The organism is Acinetobacter sp. YH12098 (assembly GCF_013419235.1).
Lineage (GTDB): Bacteria > Pseudomonadota > Gammaproteobacteria > Pseudomonadales > Moraxellaceae > Acinetobacter > Acinetobacter amyesii.
In genome coordinates this window covers 57,013-81,843 of the sequence record NZ_VPAO01000001.1, presented here as the reverse complement: position 1 = coordinate 81,843, position 24,831 = coordinate 57,013, and the positions used below count along the sequence as shown (strand labels likewise).

Below are 24,831 nucleotides of genomic sequence, written 5' to 3'. Positions count from 1 at the left end.
TTGTTAAACAGTTAAATATTGAACGGTGCGTACAAAAAACTTTAGCCTTTTCGCAAATGATCATGCTATAACAAGCCTCAAGCAAAATATGCTTGCACTGATGTTGTCCGGAACGGCAACACACACGAACAAAATAAATTGAGGAAAGATCATGCCTGCTTTTTTAACTGATGATTGGTTTTCAACTGTAGAAACTCTGACAGCTCAAGCTGGTGATTTAAACTTACCACCTGCATTGGCTAATCTTGCAATTAACCTTGTGGTTGCTGACGCTGCAGGCAATACTGAATTGTCATTAGACGGTGGTGCAATTAAAAAAGGTTTATCTTCAAACGCGAAAACAACGTTGAACATGGATGCTGAAACTTTACGTAAAGTATTCCTTGAGTTTGATATGGCTGCAGCGATGCAAGCGTTTATGACGGGCAAAATTAAAGTACAAGGTGATATGTCACAATTGATGGCATTGCAAACTGCAAAACCAAGTACTGAGCAAAAAGATTTATTCAAAAAAGTGCTTGAGCAAACTGCTTAAGTCCAAAACGAAAAAAGCTTACCCGAAGGTAAGCTTTTTTTTTGTGCGCTCACATGTAAATTTTAGATGGACGCATATTAGATATTCACCAGTTGTGGTGTGGTTTTAATATGTTCCAAATAAGCACGAATACGCGTGACATATTGCACGGCTTGACGATAACGACCATTGCTGGCTTTGTTACGGTCAAGATAAGCATATAAGTTCACCCACTTATTCGGGTTTTTACCCTGAGCTTGGATGCGCTTTTGAATCTGACTTACAGCACCAGGACCCATGTTATACGCCACTAAGGCATACCAATTACGATCTGGGTAGGGAATGTTGCTATAACGGTTTAACATTTGGTCATAGTACTTTGCACCACCTTGAATGCTTTGAGTCGCATCTGTACGGTTGCTCACACCCATGGCTTTTGCTGTACTGTTGGTCAGCATCATAATGCCACGAACACCCGTTGGGGATACCGAGTCAGGTTTGAGGTAAGACTCTTGATAACCAATTGCTGCCAATAAATGCCAGTCTAGGTCGTATTGCTTGGCCGTGTTTTTAAAACTTGCCTTATAGATCGGCATACGTTTACTTAAATCACGTTGAATCACATTCCAAGAATCTTGTTTGACCACATTACGGTTGTAGAATGATGCCAACTGTCCAATTGCGCCATTTTGTTTGGCACGGCAAATAAAGCCACTCGCGGTTTGGCTGAGTGGATCGTCTGCATTTTTAAATACCCAGTTTAAGTTGCTGTTTAAACCATTCTTTTTCAAAGAAACGGTATCACCACAACTGGCTGAAAATGACGTCAAATGCTTGGCTTCAATGGTACTCATTTCGGCAGTGGTCATAGCAAAATTGGCTTGACCTTTGGCAACCATTTTTAAAGCAGTGGCATTGTCATTCACTGTTTTAAAATCTAATTGGACATTTAAACTTTCTGCATAGTTACGTGCAAGGTCGTAACCAAAACCATGTCGATGTTTACCATCCTGAAAAACAATGTCAGGATTGGCAACGGCAACAACAGTGAGTTTATTACTGTTGACGACAGCATCATATTGATGAGCTGTTTTGCTGGCATTAATACTGTGAAAAGGAATTAAGACAGTACTAAGTGCAAGCGCTTTAAATGGGAGAGAGTTAAAAGAGTTAAGGCAAAGCCTCGACCCAGAAGTTGAACTACTGTGCATGTTGTCTCCGCTACAAGTAATTTATGCCCTAAAAAGCAAAGGCAAACACGCCTCAGACTTTTTCAAGTTTGATAAATTCAATAAGGGTTGGGCAGTCATGACGTCATTCAAAAATGACTAGGGGTTTTCGGGAAATGTGTAGAAAATCTACACTGGATAAAAATTAAACAAGCCTAAAAGATGTGCGCATAATAATAAGCAAAAAAATACTTGTCAAATTTTGTACGAAAAAATATTAAAATATGTAACATAAATAATTGATTTTGTTTACGAATAAATTTTATATACTTTGCCTGTGTAGAAATGGAGGATAAAATAGGCATGTTTTGTAAAAATCAGCGCTTGCTCAAGGCCGAAAAATCATCATGAAATCTAACTTAATTACCCGTGGTGGACACGATTTATTGGTCGCTGAACTTCAACATTTATGGCACGAAGAACGACCTGAAATTACCAAAAAAGTGAACTGGGCGGCCAGTCTTGGCGACCGTTCGGAAAACGCGGATTATCAATATAATAAGCAATTGTTACGCAAAATTGACCGACGTGTACGCTATTTGGGAAAACGTTTGGAAGAGCTTCGTATTATCGATTATTCACCCGAACAAAAAGGGAAAGTCTATTTTGGGGCGTGGGTCGATATTGAAAATGATGAAGGCGAACAAAAAACGTTAAGGATCGTGGGGGTAGATGAAATTTATGATCATCATCCACAGCATATCTCAATTGATTCACCTATGGCTCGAGCACTCCTGTCCAAGCAAGTGGATGATGAGGTCGAAGTCCTAACCCCACTGGGAAAAAAATGTTGGTATATCAATTCAATTCGTTATGAAATGGGCGAAAGTACTGAAAAATAACAAACTGCTCTTATTTTGTTCAATTGGATGTGTTTTTTACAAAATAATTTGCCATTGCTGAAATTTATTTATATGATGGCGGCCATGGAAGCGTGGCAGAGCGGTTTAATGCACCGGTCTTGAAAACCGACGAGGGCGCGAGTCCTCCGTGAGTTCGAATCTCACCGCTTCCGCCAAATTCAAAAACCCTGATGTTTTAACATCAGGGTTTTTTTATATGCGTAAATTGAGGCAATGTAATTAGCTATGATCTTAATTTAATATATATTGATTGAGCATCTGTTTTTCAGCTCTAAGCCAAAATTTTACAATCGCCTAAATTTTGTCTGAACGATTCGCCAAGTGTTCAAAATAAGGCAAAATAATTTGCCAATCTGAATTTTTATTTATATGATAGCGGCCATGGAAGCGTGGCAGAGCGGTTTAATGCACCGGTCTTGAAAACCGACGAGGGCGCGAGTCCTCCGTGAGTTCGAATCTCACCGCTTCCGCCATATTCAAAAAACCCCAATGTTTTACATTGGGGTTTTTTTTTGCCTAAAATTTTTGAATTATTTTTTCGACAGGCGAAGCTGATATACAGCATGGATATGACATGCTATTAATTATTCACAATAAACAGAAAACAAGATCAATCGATTTAGAAAAGGAATTCATCCATGCAGAAACCAGAGCTTATTCATGAACTGGAATGGCAAGCGCGTTGTCAATTGGCGGCACTGTATCGCTTGGTGGCTTATTATAAAATGACCGACTTAATTGATACTCATATCAGCCTACGTTTAAGTCATGAACCTGAGCATTTTCTGATTAATCGTTATGGTGTGACCTTTGACAAAATGACGGCTTCGGATTTGGTCAAAATTGATCATGAAGGTAAAATTGTTGAAACCTATGATGCAGGGAAGATGGTGAATGTAGCAGGCTTTGTGATTCATTCTGCCTTACATCATGCGCGTGCAAATATTAATTGCGTGATTCATACGCATACTGCGGATGGCGTGGCAGTTTCTGCACAGGAACATGGATTATTGCCAATCTCACAACATGCGTTAAAGTTCTATCAGAACATTGCTTATCATGAATATGAGGGCATAGCCTTTTCAACTGAAGAGCGTGAAAGATTGGTACAGGATATGAGGCATTATCGCTGTATGATTTTACGTAATCACGGTTTGCTTGCGACTGGTGATAGTGTGGCACGGGCATTTCATGAAATTTACTTTTTAGAACGAGCTTGTCAAATTCAAGTAAAAGCATTGTCGAGTGCTACATTGCATTATCCAAGTCCGAAGGTTTGTGAACATACGTTGCAGCAGTTTGAAAATCCGATGGCCGAGCCCATTATTCAAGCGGCTTGGCAGGCGGCCTTGTCCTTAATTGACGATCAGCAGTCAGATTATTGCAGATAATATAATTTTCAATCATCTAGCTCATAGAGTATAGGCGCTATGCCTTATGTGCAGAAGAATAGTCATGGCTTGAGCAACGCGTTATCATGTTCATAGTGGAACTATGAGATGAACTATGAAAATCGTTGCAGATGAAAATCTGGCATTTACTGAGTATTTTTTTGCCGAATTTGGTGAAATAAAGCAAGCGGCAGGTCGAACATTGACCCATGCAGATGTCAAAGAAGCCGATGCATTGTTGGTACGATCGGTGACTCAGGTAAATGCAGACTTAATTCAACAGACCGCACTCAAATTTGTCGGTAGTGCTACGATTGGAACAGATCATTTAGATATTACTGCTTTAGAAAAGCAGGGGATTGCTTGGTCAAATGCCGCAGGTTGTAATGCACAAGCGGTTGCTGAATATGTGATTACGGCATTGCTTTACGTTAAACCTGAATTGTTGAATGCAAATGAAAAATTTACCTTGGGCATTGTTGGTTTAGGTAATGTTGGTTCACGTTTAGCCGTCATGGCAGAATTATTAGGTTGGAATGTCATTGGCTATGATCCATTTGTGCAATCTGATCAGGTGAAACAAGTTGAATTTGCAGAACTGTTAAAAAGTGCAGATGCGATTAGTACTCATGTGCCACTGACCAAAGAGGGTGAACATCCAACCTATCATTTAATCAATGCTGCTGCGCTTGCTGCTATGAAGCCAACTGCGATCTTGATTAATTCCGCGCGTGGGCCAGTGGTCGAAGAAGCTGCCTTAATTGCCGATATTCAACAGACACAGCGTAAAGTGGTCTTAGACGTTTTTGAGCATGAGCCAGAGATTTCAGCAGCGTTGTTAGATTTAATTTACGTGGTGACACCACATATTGCGGGCTATAGCTTGGAAGGTAAAGCACGTGGCACACAGATGATCTATGAAGCATTTTGTCAAACTTTCAAGCAACCGATAAATAAAGCTTTTGAAAGTCAGTTGCCCGTCTGTGAGCAGTATTTTACGGGTGCTGACTTTAAGACGGTATTACAGCGTTATTTAAAAGATATTTATGACATCGCTCGTGATGATGCCAACTTACGTGCTTGCCTAAAAGACGGCAAGGTGGATCAAAAAGCCTTTGATTATTTACGTAAAACCTATCCTTTACGCCGTGAATGGGCTGCACATGGAGGCCCAGCAGCATGAGTCAAATGAACTTTCAACCGAGTTGTGAACTCACTGCACTTCGTGCACGTGCCACGATGTATGCTCAAATTCGCCAGTTTTTTGCGGCACGTGATGTACTAGAAGTGGAAACACCTGTGCTTTCTCAAGCGGGTGTCACCGATGTGCATTTAGCATCGGTACAGGCTCAGCGCCATGTGAATGGTCAAAAGCAAACGCATTATTTGCAAACTTCACCTGAATTTGCCATGAAACGTCTGTTGGCAAGTGGCAGTGGATCTATTTACCAAATCTGTAAAGTTTTCCGTGATGATGAACATGGACGTAAACACAACAGTGAATTCACCATGTTGGAATGGTACCGTCTGGGTTTTAGCTTAAAAGACTTGATGTTTGAAGTGACGGACTTATTGAATGAAACTTTGAAACAGCGCTTTGGTGAAGTTCGTCCAACTATTTTGAGCTATAAGCATGCCTTTATGGATCGTTTGGATTTGAACCCGTTACAAGCTTCTTTACAAGATCTGAAAGATTGCTGTCGTCGTGTGGGGCTAAGCTTAGATCTGGGTGAAGACCGTTTAGGCTATATCGATTTATTGTTCTCGCATTATGTTGAGCCGAGCCTCGGTTTTGATACGCCAGTGTTCCTTACAGATTTTCCACCGGAAATGGCTTCTTTGGCGAAAACCCGTGTGGACGAAGATGGGGAGTTGGTTGCAGCACGATTTGAGCTGTATATCGAAGGTTTAGAGTTAGCGAATGCTTATGATGAACTGATTGATGCAGACGTTTTACGCCGTCGTTTTGAGGCGGATAATGCAGAGCGCGCTAAACTTGGCTTGCATGTGATGCCGATTGATGAATATTTGCTTGCTGCATTACCGTATATGAGTGAGTGTGCAGGTATAGCCTTAGGCATTGATCGATTGCTAATGGTGGCAACGAATCAGTTAAAACTTGAAAAAGTCATTAGTTTCCCAGCCGATATTTCTTAAAAAATGTCCGGATCGGCTGATGGTAAAATTGGCCGATCAATTTAAATATTTAGTAAAATCCAAACCATATAGGCTTCAAACCCTAAATTTTGATAAAAAGCATGTGCGGCATAGCGTTCAGGACGATTCCCACTATTGAGTAAAATACGTTTTAGATCTTATCGCCGTGCGCTTTGCTCAATGGCTTGCATGAAGCGTCGCCCTAAACCTTGACCGCGGTAACGGGCATCAATGACAAAAGCCTGACTCCGAATAAATTCTTCCTCAAACTCCCAACTGTATTGTTGGATAAAACCTGCATAACCAATGACGCGGTCATCAGCCGTCATCACCACGGTTTGATAATGCTGATCCAAATGAGTCAACTGCCAATGCTGTTGGAGTCGCTCTAGTGGTATTTCATAACCCAATTGGAGTGTGAGTTGATGAATGTCGAGGAGATCTTTTGGGAGGTGTAGTGGGCGAATTTGGGGATGCATATTGTCAGCTCGATGGTTTTCCTTAGAGCATAGATGAATGAGCCTTGATGTGAGTGCAGATATTTTTCAAAGCATATCTATATCTGAAAGGGCAAGGTGAAATATTGCAAAAGTTAAAGTTTTAAGAATATAGAAAAGGTAAATTAAAAAAGCACCCGAAGGTGCTCTAATTAAGCTTCGACTGCATATTGACTGGTTTTAAGTGCAGCAATGGCTTGAATACGTCGTTCAATCAACATTTCACCAATATCCGGCCCGGATACATCAGGTGGAAGGTCGGCAGCTTTAATATTGCGAACCACCTGCATGGCATCTAAAACGTATTGAGCTTGCGGATAGGCACGATCCTCTAAACCTAAGCGACCACGTGAATCACATTCACAGGCTTGTACAAAGGCCTCTACGCGTTCAGGACGGCGTAATACATCCATACGTTGTAACAGACGCCACAATGTCCCCGGCTTTAAGCTCAAGGCTTGATGGCATTTTAAATGCTCTTTACACACTGAGATGGCCAATTGTTTGGTATTAGTGGGAACACGCATACGGTCACAGACATCGGTAACTGGTTTTACACCACGCTCTTCATGCATGATATGGCGCGGTAACTCATCTACTGGAGTGAGTGCTTTGCCTAAGTCGTGTACCAGTACAGCAAAACGAACATCCAAAGAATAATTCGCACGACACGCTTGTTGTAGCGACATCATGGTATGAATACCACAGTCTATTTCGGGATGATATTCAGGGCGCTGTGGAATACCGTATAACGCATCAATTTCAGGGAACAAGACTTTTAAAGCGCCACAGGCTCTTAATACCTCAAAATATTCATCTGCATGGTCTTCCATTAATGCACGGGATGTTTCCTTCCATACACGTTCAGGTGTAAGGGCTTCAAGCTCACCAGATTGAGCAAGCTCTTGCATCAGTTCCAGTGTTTCATCAGCCACTTTAAAACCTAAAGCTTTATAACGTGCCGCAAAACGTGCAATACGCAAAACCCTTAATGGATCTTCGACGAAGGCATCAGACACATGACGAAGGATGCGTCGCTCTAAATCTTGTTGACCATGGTAGGGATCATAAATCTGACCTGCATCATCCATGGCAATCGCATTGATCGTGAGGTCACGTCGAATGAGATCTTGTTCGAGTGTGACATTGACGTCGGTATAAAATTCAAAGCCATGATACCCATGTCCAGACTTACGTTCTGTACGGGCTAAGGCATATTCGTCTTTGGTCTCTGGATGAAGAAAAACAGGGAAATCTTTACCCACAGGTTGATAACCTTGAGCAAGTAATTGTTCCGGCGTTGCACCGACAACGACATAATCTTTTTCGTGATAGGGGTGCCCGAGCAAGTGATCTCGAACTGCACCGCCTACTAAATAAACTTGCATGAAAAAACCTCTATTCTTAGAGCAATCATGCTACAGAACAGAGGTTTTCTCAAGTCACAAAGTGTGTTCAGGTCAACTAAATTAGAGTGCTAGTTTTTCGTTTTCTTGAATCTCTGCAACAGTCAATGCAGTCATATTCACTAAACGGCGAGTTGTCGCTGTTGGTGTTAAAATATGAACAGGTTTTGCAGCACCCAAAAGAATTGGGCCAATCGTCACGTTACTACCCGATGTTGATTTCAACAAGTTGAACGAAATGTTCGCTGCATCCAGATTAGGCATAATCAGCAAGTTCGCAGAACCTTTAAAACGTGAGTTCGGGTATGCGAAATGACGAATATTTTCATCCAGTGCGGCATCACCATGCATTTCACCTTCAACTTCAAGTTCAGGTGCAATTTCTGACAAAATATCATAAACCTTACGCATTTTTTGTGCGCTAGGATCATTTTGGTCAGAACCAAAACTTGAGTGAGAAAGCAATGCTACACGCGGTGTAATACCAAAACGGCGTACTTCTTCAGCCGCTAAAATAGTCATTTCAGCCAACTGTTCAGCTGTTGGATTACGGTTAATGTAAGTATCAGCAATAAACAAGTTACGGTCTTCAAGCATCAATGCATTCAGCGTAAAGAAGTTATTGCGGCCTTCTTTTAGTCCAATCACATTGCTGACAAAGTCCAAGTGAATGTCATAGCTAGAATAAGTACCACATAGCATACCGTCAGCTACACCATGACGAACCAACATTGCAGCAATTAGGGTAGAGCGACGACGTGCTTCACGCTGAGCGTATTCAGGTGTTACGCCTTTACGCTGCATGATGCTGTAGTAATCATCTGCAAACTTATCATAATCAGGGTTTTTCTCTTGATCGACGATAGTGATATTCACGCCGTCTTCAAGGCGAAGGCCTAATTTCTTAATGTTTGCTTCAATGACTGCAGGACGACCGACAAGGATTGGTTTTGCTAAACCTTCATCAACTGCAATTTGTACTGCGCGAAGTACACGTAAATCTTCACCTTCAGCATAGGCAATGCGTTTTGGATCAGTTTTTGCTTGCGCAAAAATTGGTTTCATCATGAATGCAGAGTTATAAACAAACTCAGACAAACGTTGACGATACGCAGAGAAGTCTTGAATTGGACGAGTTGCAACACCTGAATCCATCGCTGCTTGTGCAATTGCAGGTGCAATCTCAAGAATCAAACGTTGATCTAATGGGCGGGGAATGAGGTAATCACGACCAAATGAAGCAGATTTTTCACCATACGATGCAGCATCAGCTTCGACATGTGCCATGCGAGCAATCGCATGTACACAAGCAATCTTCATCTCTTCATTAATTGTTGTAGCACCAACATCGAGTGCACCACGGAAGATATAAGGGAAGCAAAGCGCATTGTTCACTTGGTTTGGATAGTCTGAACGACCAGTTGCCATAATCACGTCTGGACGTGCTTCATGTGCATGTTCAGGAAGAATTTCAGGGTCTGGGTTAGCAAGGGCAAAGATGATCGGATCTTTCGCCATGACTTTAACCATTTCTTTGGTCAAAATACCTGCTGCAGAAAGACCAAGGAACATGTCCGCACCTTCCATTACATCAGCAAGCTGAGAGCCTTCGATGTCTTGAACGTATGCTTTTTTAGACTCATCCAAGCCTTCACGTTTAGTGGTCAATAAACCGCGTGAATCTGCCACAACGATGTTTTCTTTTTTCACGCCAAGTGCGCAAAGTAAGTTCAAACATGAAAGGGCAGCAGCACCTGCGCCAGAAGCGACAATTTTGATTTCTTCAATTTTTTTGCCATTGAGTTGAAGTGCATTCAGTAATGCAGAACCCACAATGATCGATGTACCGTGTTGGTCATCATGGAACACAGGAATATTCATGCGTTCACGAAGTTTTTGCTCGATGTAGAAACACTCTGGGGCCTTGATGTCTTCAAGGTTGATACCACCGAAAGTTGGTTCTAATGCTGCAACGATATCTACGATTTTGTCTGGATCGTTTTCAGCAATTTCAATGTCAAAAACATCAACACCAGCGAATTTTTTGAATAGAACGCCTTTACCTTCCATAACAGGTTTTGACGCTAAAGGACCAATGTTACCTAAGCCCAGTACGGCTGTACCGTTACTGACTACAGCAACAAGATTACCGCGCGCTGTGTAAAGTGCAGCAGTAGATGGGTCGCGTTCAATTTCTAAACAAGGTGCAGCGACACCTGGCGAGTATGCGAGGGCTAAATCGTGTTGGTTGACCAATTGTTTGCTTGGTGTAACGCTGATTTTCCCCGGAGTTGGAAATTCGTGATAATACAAAGCCTGCTGTTTTAAAGATTGATCGTCCATCTGTATCTCGATTGTGTTTTGTTTATCCAATATAAAGCTGCAATGCTTGCTTTATCCGCTTGAATATAACATTAGTTGCACAGTTGGGACAGTCGAAGTCGCGTCTTTTTCAGACAATCTTATAGCTCAGGCATAGTGACTTATATTAAGTAAGTATAAGCAGGCGAAGAGATATTATTTTCAAGGAACACGGTTGCCTCTTCTTGTGGCAGTGGCTTAGAGAAAAAATAGCCTTGAGCAATGTCACATTCTAAGTCTTGTAGATACTGTAACTGCTGTTCAGTTTCAATCCCTTCAGCGACTACCGTCATGCCCATCGCTTTACCCATGGCAATCATGGCACTAACGATGGCCAATTGTTTATTTTCACCAATTTTAGAGATAAAACTGCGATCTATTTTTAAAATATCAATTGGAAAATCAGCCAGATAGGATAGAGATGAGTAGCCAGTGCCAAAATCATCAAGTGAAATATTGATTTTACGTTTTTTTATTTCGTTTAATAGTTCACGTACTGAATCTAGATTTTCGACCAAAGAGGATTCAGTAATTTCCAGTTCCAGACTGGCACCATCAATTTGATTGGCATCTATCGCTTCATCTAAATCATTTAATAATTGTCCACGGCGCAGTTGCTGTGCAACAATATTGACGGATACACAAATATTTTGATAACCCAAATTATTCCAAAAGCGAATTTGCTGCGCGGTTTTTTGCAGGACAAAACGCCCGATATCGGAAATTAAACTGGTTTGTTCTGCTAAAGGAATAAATAAGCCCGGTGGTATTAAGCCTTTTTCAGGATGATTCCAGCGCACCAAGGCTTCAAAACCGTAAATATTTTTATCACGGAAATTGATCTTCGGTTGGTAATACACCACCAGCTCATTATTTTGAATGGCTTTACGCAAGTCGCGTTCCAAGAAGATCCCTTGCTCTAATAATGCGGTATTTTCATTGGAATAATAACGTGTAGTATTGCCTCCCAAATTTTTAGCTTCGCTCAGCGCTTGTTCTGCACAGTTATTTAGATAATCTAGCTGACGGCCATGCTCAGGATAGAACGCTACACCCATCGATAAGGTGATGACATGTTCTTGGCCAAAAATATTAAATGGAATGCTAAAGGCTTTATTGATGCGTTCACAATGCTCTTGCACAGAAGGGCGGATATGTGAAATTTCATACACAATCGCAAAATCATCGCCATTTAAATGCGCAACAAATAATGCTTCGGCATTGGTTAGACGTAAACGCTGTGCGACTTGGCGTAACAGTTCGTCACCACCATTGTTGCTGAGATATTCATTTAATGGACGGAAACGGTCGATGTTTAAACGAATGACGGCCAACTGTTTAATCGAATCTTGCTGTGAAACTAAATATTGATGCAGTTGATAGTTGTAATAAAAACGGTTCGGTAAATCAGTTAAGGTGTCATAATTTTCTAAATAAGATAAACGTTGTTCTTGCAATTTACGTTCGGTCAGGTCTGAGACAATCCCGATATAATGGGTAACGCGGTTTTGATCATCAGTAATCGCATTAATATGCATCCATAGCGTCAGTTCTTTACCTGAAAGAAATTTTTCGTGCAATTCACCATCATACTCACCAATTTTCAGCACTTGTTTAATGATCGAGTAGTGCATACTGCGTTGAATTGATTTGTAATTTGCTGTGATATCAAATAGATGTTTGCCAATAATTTGGTCGTAGTTAAAGCCGGTTAATTGTTCGTAAAACGGATTGACTTCGATATAGCACAGCTCTTCATTTAAAATGAAAATCCCTTCAGCAGCTTGTTCGAGTACGCTGGCTGCAAGTTTTAAACGTTCTTGAGACGTCCGTTCTTGATGGATATCACGACGAATACCGACCATGCGCAAGGGCTTGCGGTTATCTGGATCGCGTTGAATGACTCGCCCAATATCATGTACCCAACTCCATTTTCCTTGACTGTTTTGAATCCGATAGGTGGCCTCATAACGGTCTTTAAATCCACGAAGATGTTGAATCATTGCTGATTTAAAATGAGGAATATCATCAGGATGGATCACATGTTGTAACTGTTGCTGATGCTCTTTCGAATGTCTAAGGGTTTTTTCTTGCTTATAGTTGGTGACAACGATTTTACGATCTTTGATATTCCAATCCCAAGGACGTAAACCTGCAATTTCATGTGCAAGGACTAAATTGGCCTGTTGGTTTTCTAAATCCTTGTTCATTTGCTCAATGTCGAAGGTCCGTTCTTTGACTTTTTGTTCAAGGATTTGGTTACCTAGTTGTAATTGTAATTCGATGTCACGTGATTTGTTGACTTCATCTTGGAGCTGCTGACACAGTTCATCAGTCCATTTGACTTGTTGCTTGGCACTATCAACCAGTAAGTTGTTTTTTGCATGTAAGGTCGACACACGACGGTGAATCCGATATGACGTCATGGCGCACATTAGAATCACAATGAGCCCAAAATTAATACTCAGGCTAAATAAGTGATTTGAACTATCTAAGAAAAAGAACTGTGCAATCAGATAAGGCACGATAGACGGGATAAATGCTAAACAAAAATAATTGAGTTTTTGCGTTAAATAGGTCAAACCAAAGGTTTGCGTCACGATCAATAGTAAGGCGGAGAGCGTTAAGGCCTGAATCGGTTCAAAGCTTTGATTGGTCGCAGGTAAATAGTAAAAAATTAAAAAGATACCGCTCGCAATCAGCGTGCCGACTGAAAAACACTGAAACTGTAGCCAACGATGCGCAATCATCAGTGAATATTGTTCAGGTTTAAAATAAACGGTGCTAATCAGCCAACATAAACTGACAAAAACTTCGGTAAAAATAAACCAAATATTGAAATATAAAGATGGCGATTTATAAAAAATTTGATATATCGAAAAAATATATAAGCAAATAATCAGAATACTGACTAAAAAATAGCGGCTATGGCGAATCGTGTTCGCAATTTGAGCAGTATGATTGTACTGCTTGATATATTCATCTTGTTTATACGTCATGAATATAAAAACCCTGCCTTAACCAAATTTAGATCGTTGTATTTGTATTGTTCCTGAGAGTATTTGTTTATTCTTAGTAACAAATCATTTGTTTTTATTGACTCTAGGGTAATTGCGTTACAAATAAAAAGCAATATCGAGGATGTCATCATTGATGCTTTCAGATGAACTATCGAGTAAAAATTAAATAAATTTATAATTTAAAATTGAAAGTGCAACTACAGGTGCAGTTTCTGTGCGAAGGACACGTTCACCGATACACCAGTTCACAAAACCTTTCTCATTTGCTGCGCTGATCTCGGCTTCGCTCAAGCCACCTTCAGGGCCAATCAGTAAGGCAAATTGTGGGTCAGCATCAGCTAATACATCAACTTCATCTTTATTGGGTGCGAGTACCAACTTGGTAGTCGGAAGATTACTCTCCAGCCATTTTTCAAGGGAAAGGGGCGCAAGTACTTTAGGGACAATGTTGAGACCACATTGTTCACATGCAGCAATGGCAATACCTTGCCAATGGTCGAGTTTCTTTTGATCACGATCGTACTTCAAACGCATTTCACAACGTTCTGAAATGAGTAGTTGAATTTTAGAAACACCGAGTTCCACAGCTTTTTGAATCGCATAATCCATGCGGTCGCCTTTGCTCATCACTTGACCCAAGAGCGCCGTAAAATGTGGTGTGCGATTGCTTGGATTGAATTGCAATACTTGGACGGCAGCCGACTTTTTAGCGACTTCAACCAATTTAACATGATATTCGCCACCTTGCCCATTGAACAAAGTGGCAGTTTCGCCCACTTGAGCACGTAAAACTTTTACCCAGTGATGAAATACTGTTTCCGTTAATTCAACAGTCGTATTAACAGTTAAATCAGCTTCAATATAAAAACGTGGCATTAAAGTTTTACTCTCAAAAAGGTCGAAATGTCTTATGCAAGACCGAGGTCTTTCACAAGTTGACGTGTAGGGTCAGTGGTATTCATGGTATAGAAGTGCAAGCTTGGCGCACCACCAGCAATCAGACGTTCGCAAAGTTTCACAATCACTTCATGACCAAAGGCTTTGATTGACGCTGTGTCATCGCCATAAGTCGCAAGCTGTTTACGAATCCAGCGAGGAATTTCTGCACCTGTACCATCAGCAAAGCGAATTAAATTACTTGCATTGGTAATAGGCATGATGCCTGGAGCGACAGGAATGTTCACGCCTTCTTTTTGAATGCGTTCTACAAAGTAGAAGTATGCATCTGGATTGAAGAAGAACTGTGTGAGTGCTGCGTTAGCGCCCGCATTGGCTTTATCACAGAAACGTTTGATGTCGAGGTCAAAGCTGTCTGCTTGAGGATGCATTTCTGGGTAAGCTGCAACTTCAATTTTGAAGTGATCGCCAGTGTGCTCACGGATGAAACGCACAAGATCTGTTGCATAAGGCAATTCGCCCAAGCCCACTTGACCAGACGGCAAGTCGCCGCGCAGCGCAACAATACGGTCAATGCCTTGCGATTTATACAAATCTAGCAATTCAGCAATACGTTCTTTGCTGTCACCAATACAAGACAGGTGAGGGGCAACCGGTGTGCCTTTACCGTTGAAATCATTCAATGTAGACAAAGTGCGTTCACGGGTAGAACCGCCTGCACCGTATGTTACAGAGAAAAATTCAGGATTTAATAATTGAAGTTCTTGGTGTACAACTTTAAGTTTTTCCGCGCCCGCATCAGTTTTGGTCGGGAAGAACTCAAAGGAAATAGGAATCTGTTTTGACATGTTCAAATCCTTTTTTATAAATACTATTTGTTTACCCTCTCCCTGACCTCTCCCAAAGGGAGAGGAGTATTCATTACTGAATTATGCAGGGTTAAACACCCAGCTTATTAAATTGATAAGATTTTAATCCTGAATACAATTTAACGAAGCTGTCACCCTCTCCCTCTGGGAGAGGGATGGGGTGAGGGTCAATTAATATTTATAAGCCTCAGCTTTGAACGGGCCTTCAACTTGAACACCGAGGTAATCCGCTTGTTCTTGAGTCAAAGTCGTTAATACGCCACCGAAACCTGCAACCATTGCAGCAGCAACTTCTTCGTCTAATTTCTTAGGAATAAGTTCTACGCGGATCGCAGCTTGTTTTTGATCTTCAGGAAGATCAGCAAATTTTTCAGCGAATAGGTGCATTTGACCCAATACTTGGTTGGCAAAAGAACCATCCATAATACGTGAAGGGTGACCGGTTGCATTACCAAGGTTCACCAAACGGCCTTCAGAAAGAAGGATTAAGTAATCGTTTTCATTTTCTGTACGATACACTTGGTGAACTTGCGGCTTAACTTCAACCCACTTGTAACCACGTAAATAGTTAGTGTCGATTTCTGTGTCGAAGTGACCGATGTTACAAACCACAGCGCCCGCTTTTAATGAATCAAGCATTGCTGCGTCACATACGTGGTAGTTACCAGTAGTCGTTACGATCAAGTCAGTATTTTGAAGAAGGTCAAGGTTGATGTCTTCTTTCTTGCCAGTTTGAACGCCGTTTTTGTACGGAGCAACAACTTCGAAACCGTCCATGCATGCTTGCATTGCGCAGATTGGGTCAACTTCAGTGACACGTACAATCATGCCTTCTTGACGAAGTGATTGAGCAGAACCTTTACCTACGTCGCCATAACCGATCACAAGCGCACGGCGGCCAGATAAAAGCATATCTGTACCACGTTTGATGGCATCATTTAGAGAGTGACGGCAACCGTATTTGTTGTCGTTTTTAGACTTAGTGACAGAGTCGTTTACGTTGATTGCAGGAACTTTTAAAGTACCGTCGCGGTGCATTTCGTAAAGACGTTGAACACCTGTAGTGGTTTCTTCAGTAATACCGTGGATTTTAGCAATTACTTCTGGGTATTTTTCGTGAACAAGTGCAGTTAAGTCACCGCCATCATCCAGAATCATGTTGGCATCCCAAGGTGTACCGTTCACATTGATTTGCTGTTCAAGACACCACATGTATTCTTCTTCAGTTTCGCCTTTCCAAGCAAATACAGGAATACCTGCAGCAGCGATTGCAGCAGCAGCGTGGTCTTGAGTAGAGAAGATGTTGCATGAAGTCCAGCGTACTTCTGCGCCCAATTCAACTAGAGTTTCAATTAAAACTGCAGTTTGAATAGTCATGTGGATACAGCCTAGGATTTTCGCGCCAGCAAGGGGTTTAGCCGCTGCATAGCGTTTGCGAAGACCCATTAGGGCTGGCATTTCTGCTTCTGCGAGTTTGATTTCTTTACGGCCGTAGTCAGCTAGTGAAATATCGGCAACTTTGTAATCTGTAAATGAAGCATTAACCGCGTTCATCACGATCTCCTTAATAAAAACAATTGATCATTCAGTTCGCGGATGCCGTTGTTGATTGGAACGAGTGTCCAACCGAATCGTCGAGCCTAGCGATCTTATATTTAGTGCCTATAAGAAAGTCGCAGCATCCCTCGACTAGGGCAGTATTGTACTTGGAAATAGAGTGAGTTCCAATCAAAAATTGGTTAATATGTAGATGAATAATCTGATAATAAAAAGATAATAACGTACATATCATGAATATATTAAAATTTAATATTTTCCTAGTTTTACTCGTATCTTCACAAGCTGTCTCAGCAAGGCGAGGCGACTTTTCACCACAAGATATTTTTTTTCTGCCTTTAATTTTGATTGGGGTTTTATCCTTATTTAAATTTTCAGGCTTTATTGAAAATTATACGAAAGGCTTAAATTTAACCCTTAGAGTAGTCATAAAAGCAGTGAGTTTTATTATTTTGATTGGCATCATTGCCCTTATAATTATCGGGATAGGGCTAATTTCTGAGTATATTCCTGAAAAATGGTCGATGATATTCTAGTGCAATTTTAAATATAAAAAATTGGAAGCTAATAATGAAAAAATTAACTGCATTCATATGCTTGTGTTTTTCAGCACTAACATATGCCAACGATTCAACAGGCTATGTGGCAACGGGAGGGGTGCAGTACCTTAAAAATAAAGACATTCAAATGTTCAGTGAAGACCTATTTATTAGTAAAAAAATGATCAAGGTCGATTATCAGTTTAAAAATCTGAGCAATAAAGATGTGACTGAAACCATACTTTTTCCACTGCCAAAAGTTGAAAACTTCTTTGAATCTGATTTTGCCAATACTGAAAAATTGCTAAAAAGTTTTAAAGTTCAGGTGAATGGAAAAATGATTCAGCCTGAAATGCATGTGCGCACTTTTATTCAAAAAAATGAGAAAACAGCCCCGATTGATATGACGGAGAGTTTTAAGCAATGCGGGTTTACGGAAAAAAACATGCTGAATCCGTGGAGCAGGCAAGATGTTGAATATGAAACTTTCGAAACAAAACTCAGACGCTGTAAAAATGTAGCGCTGCAAAAAGTATTGCCCAAAGATCCGAATGAAACCATTTCATGGTCGTCTCAGGTGATTTACAGTTGGAAGCAAACGTTTAAAGCCAATGCGCTCACACGTGTACAGCATCAATATGCACCGCTGGTGGGTGGGTCTGTGGCTTTATATCCTGATGAATATAATAAAAGTTATTGTATGGATCAAAACTTTAAGGCAGGACTCAGAAAGGCTAAATCACAGCATGCACCATTTCAAGCGCTGGGCTATATCTTAAAAACTGGTGCCAATTGGGCAAAGCCTATTCAAGATTTTAAACTGACTATCGAGCGTGATGCAGGAGAGTTGGTTTCTTTTTGCTGGGCAGGTAAAGTGAAGAAAATCAGCGCTACGCAGTTTCAAATGGTTGAAAAGAATTTTGTGCCCAAACAAGATTTGGACATTATTTTTGTGCATGTGAAATCAGGTCTGGATTAAAACTTGCAGGCAAAACTGCTGCGATTTGTTTATCATCGTCCATAAGCAATTTTGAGTTTTGATATATGTCGATGGAAATACCTGATGAGTTGGCAAATTTAGAAGCCAATGGCGGCATTTATGCAGTGTGGATGTTGCTGCAGCACTTAGGCATAGATGCAGATATTCAGCAACTCATCGAAGTTTGCGCTTATGACGCTGACCATGGCACAACAACCATTGGTTTAGCTGTAGGACTGAAAAAGTTTGGTTTTCAAGTAAAGTTTTACACAGAGCATGATCCTGAGCTGCAGGACAGTGAAAAACGCAGTTATGCAGAAGCAGACCAATTGGAACTGCCTATATTGCCTGCAATTGGCTATGCACAAATTCAGCAGGCTTTTGAACAAAATCAGTTTGTGATTGTGTATTACGATACTCTAGAGGGCGTGGGGAACCATTCTTTGGTGTATGACATTGACGAAACTGAAATTAGTTTCTTTGACAGCTTTGATGCCATGCCAGCAGACGTATTTGAACAGCAGCGTGGAGCAGAAGGCATTTGCCGACAAGTCATTACTGTTGACGTAAATAGCTATGTAGCGAGCTGAGCCATTTTGTTAAAAGCAAAAAGCCCATCATGAGATGGGCTTTATTTTTTAGAAAATAATTGGATTACTGCTCAGCCACATTGGCTTTTTCATTCCAAAAATCTGCTTTTTCTTCATCAGCGTCGATGCCTAATCCATTGGCATAAATAAAAGCTAAATCACGCATGGCTTGAACTTCACCTAATTTTGCAGATTGTTCAACCAGTTCAATGGATTTAGCAACATCTTTTTCCACCACATCGCCGCGACGGTAAAAATTGGCCAATTCTAAAATTGCAGCAGGATGGTCATGTTTTGCCGCTTGTTCTAACCAGCGGTGTGCACGCTCAAAATAGGTATTAGATTCTTCAGGATCTTCTTCGAGCATATCTTTGGCATAGACTGCATAGCCTTCACCCAGCCAATACATTGCTTCTACATGACCTAACTGAGCTGCTTTGAGTGCCCATTCTTCTGCAAGTTCAACATGCTCATCATTTTCACTTTGCATATAAATTTCAGCCAGTTCAAATTGAGCATCTTTATTGCCTGCCATGGCACGGTTATATAAAGCAGGAGAGATCGAAAGTTCAGACATGTGTAATCCAAAAGAGCAGAATAGGCATAGCCTAATCGGTTGGCATGAAAAAAGCCAATCCGAAGATTGGCTTTCAATGTTTAGAGAAGCTTGTCTAATGAATTAAAATTTCAATAACACAGCTGACAATACAAATACGACAACCAATGCACCAATAATTTTCCAAAAATATTCAGCGATATAACTAATACATAGCCCGACAAATAAAGCCGCAATAGTCAGCGCGCCAAACCAATAACTGATGTTATTGCTCGGCGTGCCAAGAGAGAGGCAAAGTAGTAAGGCGATGATCAATAGCGCCCAGCCGACTAGCGTGGCTAACCGTGTTTGGCCCACACTTAGTTCTTTGCTGTAGAACTGCTTTTGATGTTTTGACATGCTGCTTGCCAAGGCAAAAAAACCTAAGCTACTCAGTGTCCAAATCAAGAGAAAGAACATCATGCTTCAACCTCCTTTGTGCCACGTGCTTTTTTAACAGGCAGCCCTTTATGCTTTTTCACTTTGTAAAATGAATAGGCAAACAAGATAGCCAAAAGCCACATTGCAAGATCAAAGGATGCAATCATCCATTGGCCATTTGCCATGGTATTCCAAAGCGGTTGACCACCAGTCATGAAGTTTACAATCGGCAGTAAGGCAAAAATTGCTGTGGCAAAAGCTAAAAGTTCTAGCCACGCTTGACGATGCGTACGGAACATCGCATAAATAAGCGTTAGTAGCCAAACAATAAAGAAACTACGAATTTCTAATTCCGAACGGTTTTCAAGCTGTGCGGGAATAAAACGGTTGGCATAGAAAAATGCTGCACAGGCAATGGGTAAACCAATAATCGCTGCAATATTGGTCACTTCAACCGTGCGGTAGCCAAATGATTTAAAGCCTTGTTTTTGTTGTTGCGGTGCACGTTTTACACACCACAGAATGAGACCTGTAGCGACCATCAGGGTGCCTACAATCCCTGAAATAAACAGCAGCCAACGTAGTGCTAAATCTACACCGCGTGCTTCATGTAGCGTGGTCACTACATTGTAAATACCCATCGGTACAGAAGGGTGCTTTAACTTGGCACTTTCGTCAGTTAAGTCTTTGCCTGTTACGCCATCAAATTGTTTACTTGCATAGACATTTCGATATGCAACACTTTCACCATGTAAGGCGCGTAGCTCAATTTTAGCTTGGTCTGTATTCGGTGCAATGATGCTAACGGTACTAATAGGATTAGTTTTCCATTCAGCCTGAACTGCGGTCACGATTGGCGCTAAGTTGGTCAACGGCGCAGCAACGACAGGTTGCTCTTCACGTTTAGAGCGACGATCTCCTCGACCTTCACCACGGCCCTCAGCACGATTTTCGCCTTGGTTTTGTGCAAAATTGGCACGGGCTTGCTGTGGGCGTTCGCCACGTTCTTCGTGTCCTTGATCAGATTCACGTCCTTCAGGTTTATTTTCTTGAACCAAGGCACGATTTTGTTCTTGTAAAAATTGTCCCCGGTTTTCATAAATACGCTCAATCCCCCAAGGCATGATCGTAAATAACAGCAGCAACAGGCCACTAAAGGTGATCATGATGTGGAAGGGAAGCGCAAATACTGCGGTTGCATTATGTGCATCGAGCCAAGAACGTTGTCCTTTACCTGAACGGAAGGTAAAGAAATCTTTAAAGATTTTTTTATGAGTAATCACACCACTAATGATGGCAACTAACATCAACAGTGTCGCTATCCCGACAAACCATCGCGTCCACATACGTGGCATACCATAAAGTTCGAAATGGAAACGATAGAGAAAATTACCACCACGCGTATCGCGCGGCTCAAGCACTTCACCTGTAGCACTATCAATGTAGATTTGTTTACCACCACGGCGTGCGCGAGGGTCTTCACCTTGTTCACGAACGGTAATTAATGTGGCATTTTGACGCGTATTTGGCAGCAAAATATTCCAAGCACCTGCATTCGGATGATTTTGCTGTAAATAATTCAGTGCGACTTCAGTTTGTTGGACTTGTGAACTGGCTGGAACAGATTGATGCAGCTCAGGTGTCATCCAAACATTGATTTCATTTTTAAAGAAGCTCAGGGTTCCGGTCAGGAAAATAGCATACAGCAACCAACCTAAGATTAGGCTAGCCCATGTATGCAGCCAAGACATGGACTGGCGAGGCCCCTCTACTTTTGCATCAACACGCATTTTAGCTTCCCATCATCATGTAAATGGCATACAAACACACCGCAGGGATCACAATGCCTAAAGTTGCTTTGAGGGTTTTATTCACCATAAAGACCCAAATAAATGCACAGCTCCACAGGATAAATGAAATTAAAGTTGCACTCATGGCTGCACTTCCACGGTCTTCGCTAAATACATCTGCAATTACGATGGCAGATAGCATTGCGACAACATATCCGCCCACTAAAGCGAGGGCAAAGCGATAGAAAATCATCAAGCGATAGGTCAATAGAGAGGGGGTGTCTTTACGCGTTTTAGGCAGCGCAGATGTGAGGGGTGTCACGAGTGCCTCAGGTGGTGAGCTATTCATAAAATACTTAAGCGCTTGGAAATTGTATTAAAGTCAATCTAAATGATAACAATTATTATTAATAATTAGAATAATGTATTCACAAAATTATTGATTTTTCAGCATGCTGAGTAGAAATTGATTTAAAAAGAGGGGAAATAAAGGCAAAAAAATAGCGACCGAAGTCGCTATTTTAGAATGCAAGAATGCTTAATTGTCTACATTATTGCTCTTGTTGAATGCCTGCAACTAACCAGTCTTGATCAGAACCCGCAGGTTTAACAAAATGCCATACTTCAGCAAAAGGCTGTGGCAGGCTATTTAAGTCTTCACTTACAGTACCTGTAAAACGCACACTTACAACGTATTGACCATTTTCGTTAGCAGAATCGACCACCATAGCATTTAAGTTAGAAAACTCAGCAACGTCTTCATCTTTATTCGCCATAATGTCGTTATACATAGACTGGTAAAGATCAGGCGTTAAGTAACGCTGAATTTCAGAAATGTTGCTTGCCGTATTCATCGATTGAATGTGGTTAAAACGCTGACGTGCAACACGTAAAAATGTTGCTGGCTCTGTACCATCAGGCAATTGATTGCCGCTGTTGGTATAGGCAGCACCAAAAGGCGCGTTCGTTGCTGCAGCTGCACCAAATGGAGCATTTGAAGCTGCTGAATTACCGCCTACAGAATTACCAAAAATATTCGTATTGTCATTACCTGCACGAGGTGCAGCATTTTGCTGGCCAAACGGTGCATTGTTTGCACCGCTGTTTGGCGCATACGGATTGTTAGCGGCTAGTTTTTTTTTTGAGCCCATCTTACGGAAAATGAAGAAGGCAACAGCAGCGGCAAGTAAAATCCAGATCCAGCCTGGAATACCACCTTTCTCTTCCTGTTGTTGAGCTTGCGCTTCAGAAGCTGCTTGACCGTTATTGTCATCGGCCATCGCATTTGCAGCGACTGCACCAATTGCAGCACCAGCCACACCAGCTGCAACCATTCCGCCCACATTCGAGCCAGATTTAGCTGGAGCGCCAGCAGTTGCAGGCTGTTGAACAGGAGCAGATTGACGAGGTTGCTGATAAGACTGAGTTGGAGCAGCTTGACGGCTCATACCATGGCTTTTACCACCACCGGCACGTTTCGCTTCTGCAATCGGCGCTACCAAAAGGGCTGCTGTTAAAAGAGCAGTCATCAAACCACGCTGTCGAACTTCCATCAAATTTTCCTATATCTATATAAAGTTAAAATAGCCATCTAGTTATGCCGCCATTTGTACTGAATTTCAATAGAACATCGGTAAAAAATTGAAAATTCATTCAAAATAAACGATTCAACGTGACTAAGACTCATCGGTAAGTGTAATTGCCTGACTCAACGCCTCATGTAAACGTGCGACAGAAATAATTTCTACACCTGAAATCGGTTTTTGCGGTGCATTCCCACGCGGTAAAATAATGGTTTTAAACCCATGCTTAATGGCTTCTTTGAGTCGTTCTTGTCCATTGGGTACAGGGCGGATTTCGCCTGAAAGGCCGACTTCACCAAATACTGCCAAATGCTGTGGCAGGGCTTTAGCTCTTAAGCTAGAGGCGCAGGCTAAAAGTACCGCAAGGTCAGAACCGGTTTCAGTGATTTTTAAACCACCGACGACATTGACATAGACATCTTGTCCAGCGGTTTGTACGCCACCATGACGGTGCATAACGGCTAAAAGCATGTTTAAACGGTTTTGTTCTAAACCTAAGGCCACGCGTCGAGGTTGTCCGTGCGCATCATCTACCAAAGCCTGAACTTCAACTAAAAGTGGACGTGTACCTTCACGGCTAATCATGACAATGGAACCCGGAATGGCTTCATCATAACGACTCAGGAAAATAGCGGATGGGTTTGATACCTCGCGCAGTCCTTTATCTGTCATGCCAAATACCCCAAGCTCGTTGACCGCACCAAAACGGTTTTTCACCGCACGAATCATACGGAAGCGAGAGTCAGACTGACCTTCAAAATACAAAACACAATCGACCATGTGCTCAAGCACGCGAGGGCCGGCCAAAGAACCTTCTTTTGTTACGTGACCGACAATAAACAGTGCAGTGCCACTATTTTTGGCAAAGCGGGTCAGGAGTGCAGCCGATTCACGAATTTGGGAAACACCGCCCGGCGCAGACTGGAGTGTTTCGGTGTATAGGGTTTGGATCGAATCTAAAATGGCCACGGCAGGGCGTTCATGTGCCAATACTTCGCAAATACGCTCGACACAGGTTTCTGCCATGACTTTAAGTTGATCGGTCGGCAAATCTAGGCGCTGGGCACGTAGCGCCACCTGAGACAAAGATTCCTCACCTGTGACATATAAGGCAGAACTTTTACTCGCCGCCATATAGGTTGCGGTTTGTAGCAAAATAGTGGATTTACCAATGCCGGGGTCACCACCAATCAGCACAACTGAACCTGTGACCAGTCCACCACCGAGTACACGGTCAAATTCACCAATACCTGTTGCCATTCGGGTTTCATGCGAAACAGAAACTTGATTTAAGGTGGTCACAGCAGCGGCTTGACCTGCATAGCCACCGCCCATTTTAGGCTGTGCACGGTGTGTAACGGCGGGTGCAATATTGACTTCGACTAATGAATTCCATTCACCACATTCGGTACATTGACCGGCCCATTTGGGATGATCAGCACCACATTGTTCACATCGATAGACACTTTTTGCTTTCGCCATAATATTTACTGTGCACAAACTCAAATTGAGTCACAGCATAGCGGTGAATACATCGAAAAACCAAGTTTTTATCGCATGAAATGACTGTTGAAGGTCAATTGATGTCGTTTTATTTTCAATAGCTGCACTTT

General features: G+C 41.7%; 22 protein-coding genes and 2 tRNA genes. 10 read left to right on the top strand and 14 right to left on the bottom strand.

The window, feature by feature from the left end:
• Positions 1-151: 151 nt before the first annotated feature.
• Positions 152-535, top strand: a complete 384-nt coding sequence (locus tag FTU38_RS00385) for an SCP2 sterol-binding domain-containing protein (RefSeq protein ID WP_078190434.1) — start codon at positions 152-154, stop codon at positions 533-535.
• A 77-nt stretch (positions 536-612) separates the two neighbouring features.
• Here the strand turns inward: FTU38_RS00385 and FTU38_RS00380 are convergent, their stop codons facing one another.
• Positions 613-1,725, bottom strand: coding sequence for a transglycosylase SLT domain-containing protein (locus tag FTU38_RS00380; protein WP_180003373.1), 1,113 nt, complete (start codon positions 1,723-1,725; stop codon positions 613-615).
• A gap of 365 nt (positions 1,726-2,090) precedes the next feature.
• Here FTU38_RS00380 and greB point away from each other — a divergent pair, with 365 nt between their 5' ends.
• The 6 genes from greB to epmA all read left to right on the top strand — a co-directional run bounded on the left by greB (position 2,091) and on the right by epmA (position 6,154).
• Positions 2,091-2,585, top strand: coding sequence for a transcription elongation factor GreB (greB, locus tag FTU38_RS00375; protein WP_180003371.1), 495 nt, complete (start codon positions 2,091-2,093; stop codon positions 2,583-2,585).
• An 86-nt stretch (positions 2,586-2,671) separates the two neighbouring features.
• A tRNA-Ser gene (locus FTU38_RS00370) sits at positions 2,672-2,761 on the top strand.
• A gap of 228 nt (positions 2,762-2,989) precedes the next feature.
• Positions 2,990-3,079, top strand: a tRNA-Ser gene (locus FTU38_RS00365).
• Positions 3,080-3,244: 165 nt separating this feature from the next.
• Entirely contained in the window at positions 3,245-3,997 is a 753-nt protein-coding gene (locus tag FTU38_RS00360) for a class II aldolase/adducin family protein (RefSeq protein ID WP_180008378.1), read from the top strand.
• 115 nt (positions 3,998-4,112) lie between these two features.
• Positions 4,113-5,180, top strand: a complete 1,068-nt coding sequence (locus FTU38_RS00355) for a 4-phosphoerythronate dehydrogenase (protein WP_180110362.1) — start codon at positions 4,113-4,115, stop codon at positions 5,178-5,180.
• Positions 5,181-5,185: 5 nt separating this feature from the next.
• On the top strand, positions 5,186-6,154 hold the full coding sequence (epmA, locus tag FTU38_RS00350; RefSeq protein ID WP_373683957.1) for an EF-P lysine aminoacylase EpmA: 969 nt from the start codon (positions 5,186-5,188) through the stop codon (positions 6,152-6,154).
• A gap of 158 nt (positions 6,155-6,312) precedes the next feature.
• Here epmA and FTU38_RS00345 read toward each other — a convergent pair whose 3' ends face one another.
• The 7 genes from FTU38_RS00345 to ahcY form a co-directional block, all read right to left on the bottom strand.
• Positions 6,313-6,633 (bottom strand): GNAT family N-acetyltransferase, encoded by a 321-nt coding sequence (locus FTU38_RS00345; RefSeq protein ID WP_257223019.1) that lies wholly within the window; start codon positions 6,631-6,633, stop codon positions 6,313-6,315.
• Positions 6,634-6,803: 170 nt separating this feature from the next.
• Entirely contained in the window at positions 6,804-8,039 is a 1,236-nt protein-coding gene (locus FTU38_RS00340) for a multifunctional CCA addition/repair protein (protein ID WP_180003367.1), read from the bottom strand.
• 81 nt (positions 8,040-8,120) lie between these two features.
• Positions 8,121-10,400 (bottom strand): NADP-dependent malic enzyme, encoded by a 2,280-nt coding sequence (locus tag FTU38_RS00335; protein ID WP_078192090.1) that lies wholly within the window; start codon positions 10,398-10,400, stop codon positions 8,121-8,123.
• 140 nt (positions 10,401-10,540) lie between these two features.
• Positions 10,541-13,417 (bottom strand): EAL domain-containing protein, encoded by a 2,877-nt coding sequence (locus FTU38_RS00330; protein WP_180003366.1) that lies wholly within the window; start codon positions 13,415-13,417, stop codon positions 10,541-10,543.
• A gap of 183 nt (positions 13,418-13,600) precedes the next feature.
• Positions 13,601-14,314, bottom strand: a complete 714-nt coding sequence (locus FTU38_RS00325) for a 16S rRNA (uracil(1498)-N(3))-methyltransferase (RefSeq protein WP_180003365.1) — start codon at positions 14,312-14,314, stop codon at positions 13,601-13,603.
• A 32-nt stretch (positions 14,315-14,346) separates the two neighbouring features.
• Positions 14,347-15,183 carry a methylenetetrahydrofolate reductase [NAD(P)H] gene (metF, locus tag FTU38_RS00320; protein WP_168378282.1) on the bottom strand — a complete coding sequence of 279 codons (837 nt, stop codon included), beginning with the start codon at positions 15,181-15,183 and terminating at the stop codon, positions 14,347-14,349.
• 192 nt (positions 15,184-15,375) lie between these two features.
• A complete protein-coding gene (gene ahcY, locus FTU38_RS00315) occupies positions 15,376-16,758 on the bottom strand; it encodes an adenosylhomocysteinase (protein WP_180003364.1) in 1,383 nt (460 codons plus the stop codon).
• Positions 16,759-16,994: 236 nt separating this feature from the next.
• On the opposite strand from ahcY, the gene FTU38_RS00310 reads away from it, so the two are divergent.
• From FTU38_RS00310 to FTU38_RS00300, 3 genes are all read left to right on the top strand, one after another.
• Positions 16,995-17,297, top strand: a complete 303-nt coding sequence (locus tag FTU38_RS00310) for a hypothetical protein (RefSeq protein WP_111883908.1) — start codon at positions 16,995-16,997, stop codon at positions 17,295-17,297.
• A 34-nt stretch (positions 17,298-17,331) separates the two neighbouring features.
• Positions 17,332-18,279, top strand: coding sequence for a DUF4424 family protein (locus tag FTU38_RS00305; protein ID WP_180110360.1), 948 nt, complete (start codon positions 17,332-17,334; stop codon positions 18,277-18,279).
• 65 nt (positions 18,280-18,344) lie between these two features.
• A complete protein-coding gene (locus FTU38_RS00300) occupies positions 18,345-18,869 on the top strand; it encodes a cysteine peptidase family C39 domain-containing protein (protein ID WP_180110359.1) in 525 nt (174 codons plus the stop codon).
• A 64-nt stretch (positions 18,870-18,933) separates the two neighbouring features.
• Here FTU38_RS00300 and FTU38_RS00295 read toward each other — a convergent pair whose 3' ends face one another.
• The 6 genes from FTU38_RS00295 to radA all read right to left on the bottom strand — a co-directional run bounded on the left by FTU38_RS00295 (position 18,934) and on the right by radA (position 24,700).
• A complete protein-coding gene (locus tag FTU38_RS00295) occupies positions 18,934-19,446 on the bottom strand; it encodes a tetratricopeptide repeat protein (protein ID WP_180110358.1) in 513 nt (170 codons plus the stop codon).
• A 102-nt stretch (positions 19,447-19,548) separates the two neighbouring features.
• On the bottom strand, positions 19,549-19,887 hold the full coding sequence (locus FTU38_RS00290) for a DUF3325 family protein (RefSeq protein WP_180110357.1): 339 nt from the start codon (positions 19,885-19,887) through the stop codon (positions 19,549-19,551).
• Positions 19,884-21,635: a PepSY domain-containing protein gene (locus FTU38_RS00285; RefSeq protein WP_180003356.1), complete on the bottom strand. Its 1,752-nt coding sequence runs from the start codon at positions 21,633-21,635 to the stop codon at positions 19,884-19,886. Before FTU38_RS00285 ends, FTU38_RS00290 begins: the two co-directional genes overlap by 4 nt.
• 1 nt (position 21,636) lies before the next feature.
• On the bottom strand, positions 21,637-21,984 hold the full coding sequence (locus FTU38_RS00280; RefSeq protein WP_180003354.1) for a hypothetical protein: 348 nt from the start codon (positions 21,982-21,984) through the stop codon (positions 21,637-21,639).
• Between the two features lie 202 nt (positions 21,985-22,186).
• Positions 22,187-23,188: a Tim44 domain-containing protein gene (locus tag FTU38_RS00275; RefSeq protein WP_180003352.1), complete on the bottom strand. Its 1,002-nt coding sequence runs from the start codon at positions 23,186-23,188 to the stop codon at positions 22,187-22,189.
• Positions 23,189-23,311: 123 nt separating this feature from the next.
• Entirely contained in the window at positions 23,312-24,700 is a 1,389-nt protein-coding gene (gene radA, locus FTU38_RS00270) for a DNA repair protein RadA (RefSeq protein ID WP_180003350.1), read from the bottom strand.
• Positions 24,701-24,831 lie beyond the last annotated feature (131 nt).

What these genes read in the sequence shown, in the direction of transcription:
- FTU38_RS00295 (WP_180110358.1), bottom strand. Translation starts at nt 19,446, where the DNA reads ATGTCTGAACTTTCGATCTCTCCTGCTTTATATAACCGTGCCATGGCA.
- FTU38_RS00345 (WP_257223019.1), bottom strand. Translation starts at nt 6,633, where the DNA reads ATGCATCCCCAAATTCGCCCACTACACCTCCCAAAAGATCTCCTCGAC.
- FTU38_RS00330 (WP_180003366.1), bottom strand. Translation starts at nt 13,417, where the DNA reads ATGACGTATAAACAAGATGAATATATCAAGCAGTACAATCATACTGCT.
- metF (WP_168378282.1), bottom strand. Translation starts at nt 15,183, where the DNA reads ATGTCAAAACAGATTCCTATTTCCTTTGAGTTCTTCCCGACCAAAACT.
- FTU38_RS00355 (WP_180110362.1), top strand. Translation starts at nt 4,113, where the DNA reads ATGAAAATCGTTGCAGATGAAAATCTGGCATTTACTGAGTATTTTTTT.
- FTU38_RS00300 (WP_180110359.1), top strand. Translation starts at nt 18,345, where the DNA reads ATGTCGATGGAAATACCTGATGAGTTGGCAAATTTAGAAGCCAATGGC.
- ahcY (WP_180003364.1), bottom strand. Translation starts at nt 16,758, where the DNA reads ATGAACGCGGTTAATGCTTCATTTACAGATTACAAAGTTGCCGATATT.
- FTU38_RS00310 (WP_111883908.1), top strand. Translation starts at nt 16,995, where the DNA reads ATGAATATATTAAAATTTAATATTTTCCTAGTTTTACTCGTATCTTCA.
- FTU38_RS00285 (WP_180003356.1), bottom strand. Translation starts at nt 21,635, where the DNA reads ATGCGTGTTGATGCAAAAGTAGAGGGGCCTCGCCAGTCCATGTCTTGG.
- FTU38_RS00275 (WP_180003352.1), bottom strand. Translation starts at nt 23,188, where the DNA reads ATGGAAGTTCGACAGCGTGGTTTGATGACTGCTCTTTTAACAGCAGCC.
- FTU38_RS00335 (WP_078192090.1), bottom strand. Translation starts at nt 10,400, where the DNA reads ATGGACGATCAATCTTTAAAACAGCAGGCTTTGTATTATCACGAATTT.
- FTU38_RS00385 (WP_078190434.1), top strand. Translation starts at nt 152, where the DNA reads ATGCCTGCTTTTTTAACTGATGATTGGTTTTCAACTGTAGAAACTCTG.
- FTU38_RS00305 (WP_180110360.1), top strand. Translation starts at nt 17,332, where the DNA reads ATGAAAAAATTAACTGCATTCATATGCTTGTGTTTTTCAGCACTAACA.
- FTU38_RS00360 (WP_180008378.1), top strand. Translation starts at nt 3,245, where the DNA reads ATGCAGAAACCAGAGCTTATTCATGAACTGGAATGGCAAGCGCGTTGT.
- epmA (WP_373683957.1), top strand. Translation starts at nt 5,186, where the DNA reads ATGAACTTTCAACCGAGTTGTGAACTCACTGCACTTCGTGCACGTGCC.
- FTU38_RS00290 (WP_180110357.1), bottom strand. Translation starts at nt 19,887, where the DNA reads ATGATGTTCTTTCTCTTGATTTGGACACTGAGTAGCTTAGGTTTTTTT.
- radA (WP_180003350.1), bottom strand. Translation starts at nt 24,700, where the DNA reads ATGGCGAAAGCAAAAAGTGTCTATCGATGTGAACAATGTGGTGCTGAT.
- FTU38_RS00325 (WP_180003365.1), bottom strand. Translation starts at nt 14,314, where the DNA reads ATGCCACGTTTTTATATTGAAGCTGATTTAACTGTTAATACGACTGTT.
- greB (WP_180003371.1), top strand. Translation starts at nt 2,091, where the DNA reads ATGAAATCTAACTTAATTACCCGTGGTGGACACGATTTATTGGTCGCT.
- FTU38_RS00340 (WP_180003367.1), bottom strand. Translation starts at nt 8,039, where the DNA reads ATGCAAGTTTATTTAGTAGGCGGTGCAGTTCGAGATCACTTGCTCGGG.
- FTU38_RS00280 (WP_180003354.1), bottom strand. Translation starts at nt 21,984, where the DNA reads ATGAATAGCTCACCACCTGAGGCACTCGTGACACCCCTCACATCTGCG.
- FTU38_RS00380 (WP_180003373.1), bottom strand. Translation starts at nt 1,725, where the DNA reads ATGCACAGTAGTTCAACTTCTGGGTCGAGGCTTTGCCTTAACTCTTTT.